The organism is Allobosea sp. 01N443 (assembly GCF_056399325.1).
Map to the genome: position 1 here is coordinate 1 of NZ_JBFTRC010000268.1, position 6978 is coordinate 6978.

Annotated in this window: 9 protein-coding genes; 4 read left to right on the plus strand and 5 right to left on the minus strand. The window is 64.5% G+C overall.

All coding sequences use genetic code 11. The features are described 5' to 3' along the window. The first annotated feature begins 109 nt into the window (after positions 1-109). The 3 genes from AC1DRP_RS34100 to istB all read left to right on the plus strand — a co-directional run bounded on the left by AC1DRP_RS34100 (position 110) and on the right by istB (position 2990). Positions 110-340 carry a hypothetical protein gene (locus tag AC1DRP_RS34100; protein WP_476770840.1) on the plus strand — a complete coding sequence of 77 codons (231 nt, stop codon included), beginning with the start codon at positions 110-112 and terminating at the stop codon, positions 338-340. Between the two features lie 371 nt (positions 341-711). Next, the gene (gene istA / locus AC1DRP_RS34105; RefSeq protein ID WP_476770841.1) at positions 712-2238 is read left to right on the plus strand and encodes an IS21 family transposase; all 1527 of its coding nucleotides are present in this window, start codon (positions 712-714) and stop codon (positions 2236-2238) included. 11 nt (positions 2239-2249) lie between these two features. Beyond that, the gene (istB, locus tag AC1DRP_RS34110) at positions 2250-2990 is read left to right on the plus strand and encodes an IS21-like element helper ATPase IstB (protein WP_476770842.1); all 741 of its coding nucleotides are present in this window, start codon (positions 2250-2252) and stop codon (positions 2988-2990) included. A gap of 608 nt (positions 2991-3598) precedes the next feature. On the opposite strand, the gene AC1DRP_RS34115 is transcribed toward istB, so the two are convergent. Together AC1DRP_RS34115 and AC1DRP_RS34120 are read right to left on the minus strand one after the other, a co-directional pair. Further along, on the minus strand, positions 3599-4597 hold the full coding sequence (locus AC1DRP_RS34115) for a sensor histidine kinase (RefSeq protein WP_476770843.1): 999 nt from the start codon (positions 4595-4597) through the stop codon (positions 3599-3601). Positions 4598-5000: 403 nt separating this feature from the next. Then, positions 5001-5348 (minus strand): hypothetical protein, encoded by a 348-nt coding sequence (locus AC1DRP_RS34120; protein ID WP_476770844.1) that lies wholly within the window; start codon positions 5346-5348, stop codon positions 5001-5003. A gap of 30 nt (positions 5349-5378) precedes the next feature. On the opposite strand from AC1DRP_RS34120, the gene AC1DRP_RS34125 reads away from it, so the two are divergent. Continuing rightward, the gene (locus AC1DRP_RS34125; RefSeq protein WP_476770845.1) at positions 5379-5576 is read left to right on the plus strand and encodes a LuxR C-terminal-related transcriptional regulator; all 198 of its coding nucleotides are present in this window, start codon (positions 5379-5381) and stop codon (positions 5574-5576) included. Between the two features lie 53 nt (positions 5577-5629). On the opposite strand, the gene AC1DRP_RS34130 is transcribed toward AC1DRP_RS34125, so the two are convergent. From AC1DRP_RS34130 to AC1DRP_RS34140, 3 genes are all read right to left on the minus strand, one after another. Further along, positions 5630-6130, minus strand: coding sequence for a transposase (locus tag AC1DRP_RS34130; RefSeq protein ID WP_476770846.1), 501 nt, complete (start codon positions 6128-6130; stop codon positions 5630-5632). Further along, on the minus strand, positions 6106-6384 hold the full coding sequence (locus AC1DRP_RS34135; RefSeq protein WP_476770847.1) for a transposase: 279 nt from the start codon (positions 6382-6384) through the stop codon (positions 6106-6108). The genes AC1DRP_RS34130 and AC1DRP_RS34135 overlap by 25 nt, the downstream gene beginning before the upstream one ends. Beyond that, positions 6372-6978 (minus strand): IS110 family transposase (locus AC1DRP_RS34140; protein WP_476770848.1); only part of this gene is annotated, 607 nt, incomplete at its 5' end. The genes AC1DRP_RS34135 and AC1DRP_RS34140, both read right to left, overlap by 13 nt.

Below are 6978 nucleotides of genomic sequence, written 5' to 3' on the forward strand. Positions count from 1 at the left end.
ACGGATGTACTGGCATCGTCGACAACAGTCATTCGAGGGAAGGCCAAGCTTCTGCTTGGCCTTTTTTCGTTACTGCCGGCGACAGCGGAATACCGCACAGGAGATGGACATGGCTGAACATTCAAAGCAGCGCGTCGATGCCGACAAGAGTTTTCTGAAGACCCAGACCCAATTACTCGCGCGCAATCGGATCATGTTGGAGTTCGATACCCTCGCCCGGCACCGTGATGCGAACACGGCTAAGCTGAAGCAACAGCGCCTGGAGAAGGAAGCCCATGATCGAGCCGCGGCATTGGCTGCGCCAACGGTAAAGACGCGGAAAAAACCCATCGCCGCCTGAGCGCCAGGCGCCGGCGCGACGGAGCGCGATCCGAAGGTTGTACCTGCGAAGTTTGCGGTGTCGGGGCTTCTCCTGAACCATTCTGCCCCCCTTCTCCGCTGAAATTTAAGCCATTTCCGGGAACGACGATTTCACGAGGTATCGGTTCCGTCTCAGGAACGTTTCCGATCGCCGCGACGTTCTCCGGGCGTGGTGGAGTTGCTGTTGTGTGTGCGCGTCGCATGTTGCGGTCCGGCCCTGGCGCCGAGATTGTCCGTAGTCCTGTCCTCGAAACGTGGGTTTGGCTTCATCCCATTAGCACGACTGACTAATCGCATCGTCAATCTCCTGCTCGATCTCAAGGGCGATTGATGCCGGCGGAGAGGGTGAGCATGCGGCGTGTCCGCGAGATTTTGCGATATCGGTTCGAGCAGGGCCTCGGTCACAAGGCGATCTCGGTGCGCGTCGGCGCGGCGCCATCGACGGTGCGCGAGACCCTGCGACGCGCGGCTGCGGCGGGGCTGAGCTGGCCGCTGGGCGAGGATATCGGCGACGCCGGGCTGGAGGCTGCGCTGTACCATCCCGCCGGCACGAAGACGGGTCACCGCCGCAGCCCCGAGCCTGACTGGGCCGTGGTCCACCGGGAGATGAAGCGCAAGCATGTGACGCTCCAGATCATCTGGGACGAGTACATCGCACGTCATCGAGACGGCTACCGCTACAGCCGCTTCTGCGATCTCTATCGCGGCTGGGCGGCGAAGCTGCCGGTGACGATGCGCCAGAGCCATGCCGCCGGCGACAAGCTGTTCGTCGATTATGCCGGTGACAAGGTCGCGGTCCTCGTCGATCGGCTGACGGGCCAGGTCCGCGACGCGCATATCTTCGTGGCGGTGCTGGGCGCCTCGAGCCTGGCCTACGCCGAGGCGAGCTGGAGCGAGACGCTTCCCGACTGGATCGCCGCTCATGTTCACGCGGTCGAGGCCTTCGGCGGCGCGCCGGCGCTGTTCGTGCCCGACAACGCCAAGGTCGCGGTGATCAGGTCGTGCCTGTACGATCCCCAGGTCAACCGCAGCTATGCCGGCATGGCGGCCCACTACGACAGCGCGGTGCTGCCGACACGGCCGCGGCGCCCTCGCGACAAGGCGAAGGTCGAGGCCTGCGTGCTGATCGTCGAGCGCTGGCTGCTCGGGCGGCTGCGTCACCGGATCTTCCACAGCCTGGCCGAGCTGAACGCCGCGATCGCCGAGATGCTGGTCGATCTCAACGACCATCGTGTCCTGCGCCGGGTCGGACAGACCCGGCGTCAGCTCTTCGAGGCGATCGACCGTCCGGCGCTGCGGCCGTTGCCGATCGAGCCCTATGTCTTCGCCGAATGGCGGCTGCGGCGGGCTGGCCTCGACTATCATGTCGAGATCGAGCGCCACTATTACTCGGTTCCGTATCGCTTCGCGCGCGAGCAGGTCGAGGCCCGGATCACCGCGCGCACGATCGAACTCTTCCATAAGGGCGAGCGCATCGCGGCCCATCTTCGCGGAAGCGGCAATGGCCGCCACACGACGATCACCGAGCACATGCCGTCCTCGCACCGGCGCTTCGCCGACTGGACGATCGAGCGCATCGCCCGCGACGCCGCCGCGATCGGCGTCTGCACGGCTCTGCTCTGCGAGAAGATCCTGACCGATCGACCCCATCCCGAGCAGGGCTTCCGCGCCTGTCTCGGCATTGTCCGCCTGGTCAGGGGCTTCGGCCGCGAGCGGGTCGAGGCGGCCTGTAACCGCGCGCTCGATATCGGCGCGCGGACCTATGGCTCGGTCAGGTCGATCCTCGACAACCGGCTCGACCAGACCCCGGCCGCGGCGCCCGCTCCGGACCAGCCGATCGCGCATCCCAACATCCGAGGCTCACGCTACTACCACTGAAGGAGAGCAGCATGCTGAACCATCCCACCCTCGATCGTCTCAACGCCATGGGCCTTGCCGGCATGGCCAGGGCCTTCGACGAACTCATCGCCAACGCCGAGGCCCAAGGTCTCACCCACCCGGAATGGCTCGCCCTGCTGCTCGACCGGGAATGGAGCTTCCGGCACGATCGCAAGCTCGCCGCGCGTCTGCGCTTCGCCAAGTTGCGCCATCAGGCGGCGCCAGAGGACGTCGATTACCGCAGCAGCCGCAAGCTCGACCGAGGGCTGTTCACCAAGCTCGTCGCCGGCGACTGGATCGGCGCCCACGACAATCTGGTGATCTGCGGCCCCACCGGCGTTGGAAAGAGCTGGCTCGCTTGCGCGCTCGGGCACAAGGCCTGCCGCGACGATCGCTCGGTCCTCTATCAGCGCGTGCCGAAGCTGTTCTCGACGCTCGCCCTGGCACGTGGCGACGGGCGTCACGCCCGCTTCCTCGCCAAGCTCGGCAGCGTACAGCTCCTGATCCTCGACGACTGGGGCCTCGAGCCGCTCGACGCCAAGGCCCGCCATGACCTTCTGGAGATCCTGGAGGAACGCTATGGACGCAGGTCAACCATCATCACCAGCCAGCTTCCGATCTCGGCATGGCATGAGGTGATCGGCGATCCGACCTATGCCGACGCCATCCTCGATCGGCTCGTCCACAACGCCCATCGCCTCGACCTCGACGGCGACAGCATGCGCCGCGCCAAAACCCAACCTCAGGCTTGACCACAGGCCGAAACGACACAACAACAATCAGCGTCCAGCACGGCCCGCTTCCGGGGGCGACATCATCTCGGAATCAGGGTGCGCCATCATCTCGGAAACGAGGGGCGACTTCGTCGGAATCGGCAAGGAACAGGGCCTGCTCGTCCGAACACTGTCGGGGACCCTGATTGGGCCGATATCCGGGCACGCGCAGATATTCTGCTTGGCCAGCAGGAATGATCTTATTCTGGCAGCCATACCGAAGCAGGGGCCAATTTGCTCAATGACGAGGGGCCGCCAACCGTTCCATCGGCGGCCATGCGAACGACCGACGTGATGAGGCGGAGTGGCCATATCGCAGCCTCAAGGCGTGAATGTCGTTTGAGGCTCCGGGCCCTTTGATCCCATGCCTCTCAGCAACCTCCCCGCCCGCATGGAAGGCGGGATCGACCTCGCTCTGCCGGAGCGTCCCAATCCGGGTCCCCGTCGCCCGGGCAAGGGGCGCTACCGCTCGCGATCGCCGCCCTGCTCGCCTTCCTCGCAAGGAGGTGATCTCGAAGACGGGCGCCGCCCCGATAATGAGGTGAACTGGGCTGACGGGCACCCCTTCGTGATCGTTACTGCGCCGCCTAATCGGCCAGCTTCGCCGCCTTCATCCGTAACGTGACAATGACCCCCTCGGCGGACCAGTTGTAGTCGATCGAGCCGCCCAATTGCCCGGAGATGCTACGAACCACGAGGCGGCTACCGTACCCACCGGCGCCGTTTGGAGGTTCGACGGCGGGACCTCCGCGCTCTGTCCAGACGATCTTGATCTCTTCGTCGTCCGAGCAACCTGAAACATCTAACGTGCCGGTGTCGGCCGACAGCGCGCCATACTTCAACGAGTTGGTCGCGAGCTCATGGATGACCAGGGCCAGCACGGTCGCCGCACCTTCACCAACGCCCATGCGCGGCACCGCGACGCGGATGCGCCCGCTGAAGGCGCCCAGATCCTCATAAGGAGACAGCAGGATCGACAACAGGTCGCCGAGGAGAGCCGCATGCCCCTGATGGCCCGGGAGCGGCCGCACTAGATCGTGCGCTCGCCCAAGAGCCGCCAGGCGTCCCGTCAATTCGGTGGCCATCTCTTTGGCGGTCGTCGTGGACCGCGACGAGATCAGGGTCAGCCCCGAGGCAATTGCAAGCAGATTCTTGACGCGATGGCTCATCTCCCCGGCGAGAAGCTCATGGCCTTCCTCGGCCTGCTTGCGGCCCGTCACATCCAGAAAGATGCCGTACGCAACGCCATTGTGCAGATGGGAATCGTCGCCAATGCCGCGCGCAGAAATCCAACGGATCTCCTCGTCGATAATAATGCGAAAGTCGATTTCGTAGGCACCGACAATGGCCCGCGCCGCAGCGAAGGCGGCCCGGACCCGATCCCGATCCGCGGGGTGGATGCGGGCAGACAGGTCCTCGAACTTCACCGGGTTGCCGTCGTCCGGCACGGCCCATAAGGCGTATCCCCGTTCGTCCATGGCGAACCGGTCGGTCTCTACGTTCCACGACCACAGGGCGACCCCGGCTGCGCCGATAGCGCGACGGAGGCTCTCAGCGCTCCACGAAAGAGAGTTGCTGGTGGGCATGATTACACTCGGACCGGCCGCGGGGTGCGCATGCTATCAGGAAGGTCGGGATTCTAATAAGTCGCAGCATCTGCATCGTCGCGGAGCCCCTTGAACGACGCCTGCCGCAGTTTGCTCGCTGGCGGATATCCCGGGCCGTGCTGACCGGTCCAGGCAATCTCGGCCCCAGGCCGACACGCAAAACGCGACGCGTGCACAACAGCTACTCCAGCACCGTCCCAAACGCCGGGCCACGACAAATCGTTCCCCCGGGCAAGGAACACTCAAAGATCCCCAAAGTTAGAGACACGTGCGTCCAGATGGGGGCAGGCGAAACCGGGATAGCTTGGCGGGTAAGGTGAAATCGATGACCTCTGAGCCATGCGAAATACCCAGGAGTGTGCCGGCCGACCAGGAGGGCAGGTCAGGGGTCGCCTCCCCCAGGAATTATCAAGGCGCTTTCGCCCTGAGCACGCTCGACCGCCTCGGATGTGGGTATCTCGTTGTCGAGCACCGCCGCAGGATTGTCGAGGCCAACGCCGCAGCCCGGCTGATTCTGCGCTGCAAGACCAGTTCGGGCGAAGAGTTTGATCAACTGACGAGCGCCTTCATGCAATTGTTGGCGCGGGCGCCACACCGGCCGCCGCTGGGTCCATTGTGTTGGGTCGTCATCTGGAACCAACACGAAGCGCCGTTCGTCCTGAACCAGGCCGCAGACGCTATACCGCACGATAGTACCAGTCTGGTGATGCTGGTCGATCTTGACGCTCACCTGCGACCTAACCCCTTCATGCTTCAGCGCATGTTTGGTCTGACTACGGCCGAGACGCGGCTTGCGCTTCTGTTGGCCAACGGCGATCTGCCGGTCGATGTCGCCCGTAAGCTGCACCTCAGCCGCTCGACCGTTCGCTCGCAACTGTCCGCACTCTTCGCCAAGACCAATACCAAGCGTCAGGCGGAGCTGGTCACATTGCTCGCCCGGGTCGCGGTCCTGCCATAAGGCTTTGGCGCGGTGCATGGAGCCAAGCACCCGAGCCTAGGATCTGTGGACACTTATCTGATCCATAGGACCATGGCGGCGATTGTGACGACGGAGTGTCTGGCGGTCTTTTCGAACCGCGTCGCGACCCGCCGAAACTGCTTAAGCCTCGAGAAGCAGCATTCGATCAGGTGGCGCTGGGCGTAGAGGTGCTTGTCGAGGGGATATTTGCGCGCCCGTGACGGGTTGTTGGGAATGACGGCGATGGCGCCCTTCTCGGCAATCTTTCGCCTGAGGGGATCGGCGTCATAGGCCGCGTCGGCCATGACGAGCTTTGCGGGCAATCCTTCGATCAGAGCTAATTCGTTTAACCGTGTAGCTACGGAGCCCGTCGTCGATCGCTTTGGGTGATTATCCGACAAGCCTCTGCGCCACGCTGCGCGATAATGAGTTCCCGCCAGGGGTCTGGCTTCTCTGCGAAGTCGGCGCTGAGCCGCTTCATGATCGGGTCGGATGGAGAGGCGTCTCAATCTTTTTATCGGGCGCCGGGCTACCGCCACGGTCGCCTTCGCCATGCCTCGACGACGGGCGACGGCAAGCCCCACGKCTTCAGCGGCGAGCTCTTCTTCGAGATCCGCAGCAGGATCCCGGCGGCCTCGACCAGCGCCCAGCGGATCCCGGCATCGCCGCACTTCGAGATGCCGCGATCCCGATCGATCTCTCCCGACTGATAGCGCGAGGGCGTCAGCCCGAAATGGGCCGGAACCGAGCGCGATCGGCCGAAGCGAGCCGSCTCGTCGACGCCGGCCCGGAAGCTCAGCGCGACCATCGGACCGACGCCCGCGCCGTCATCAGCAGCTTGCAGGTTTCGTCGCTCTCGGCCAGCCGCCCCATCGCTTTGTGCAGATGCTGGAACTGCTCCCGCAGCACCCGCCGCACCTCGAGAAGCGGCTCGATGATCAGGCGCAGATGCGGAGACTGTTCGAGCAGCTCGAGGATCCGCCGCTCGAACTGAACCCGGGTCACGGCGCCGACCTTGAGCCCGAAGTTGCGCAGCAGGCCGCGCAGGTTGTTCTCGGCGTCGAGGAGCTTCGTCTGCACGAACTTGCGGGCGGTGAGAAGCATCCGGATCTCCTGGCTCCGGACCGTCTTGACATGCACCGGCTTGTAAAGCCCGACCCGCATCATCTGCGCGATGCCGCGGGCATCGTTGCGATCGGTCTTGTTGATCTGCGCCGAGAGCGCGGCCTTCATGTGCCGCGTCTCGACGCAGATCACGRGAAACCCCGCGCTTGCCAGGCCGCTGTAGAGCCACTGCGACAGTGGTCCGGCCTCCAGCCCCACCCGCTTGTACGGCCCGCCGATCGCATGAAGCAGCTCGCCGATCGCCTCCGGCTCGCTCTCGACCTTGCTCTCCCGGATC

What these genes read in the sequence shown, in the direction of transcription:
- istB (WP_476770842.1), top strand. Translation starts at nt 2,250, where the DNA reads ATGCTGAACCATCCCACCCTCGATCGTCTCAACGCCATGGGCCTTGCC.
- AC1DRP_RS34115 (WP_476770843.1), bottom strand. Translation starts at nt 4,597, where the DNA reads ATGCCCACCAGCAACTCTCTTTCGTGGAGCGCTGAGAGCCTCCGTCGC.
- AC1DRP_RS34130 (WP_476770846.1), bottom strand. Translation starts at nt 6,130, where the DNA reads ATGGCGAAGGCGACCGTGGCGGTAGCCCGGCGCCCGATAAAAAGATTG.
- AC1DRP_RS34100 (WP_476770840.1), top strand. Translation starts at nt 110, where the DNA reads ATGGCTGAACATTCAAAGCAGCGCGTCGATGCCGACAAGAGTTTTCTG.
- AC1DRP_RS34125 (WP_476770845.1), top strand. Translation starts at nt 5,379, where the DNA reads ATGTTTGGTCTGACTACGGCCGAGACGCGGCTTGCGCTTCTGTTGGCC.
- istA (WP_476770841.1), top strand. Translation starts at nt 712, where the DNA reads ATGCGGCGTGTCCGCGAGATTTTGCGATATCGGTTCGAGCAGGGCCTC.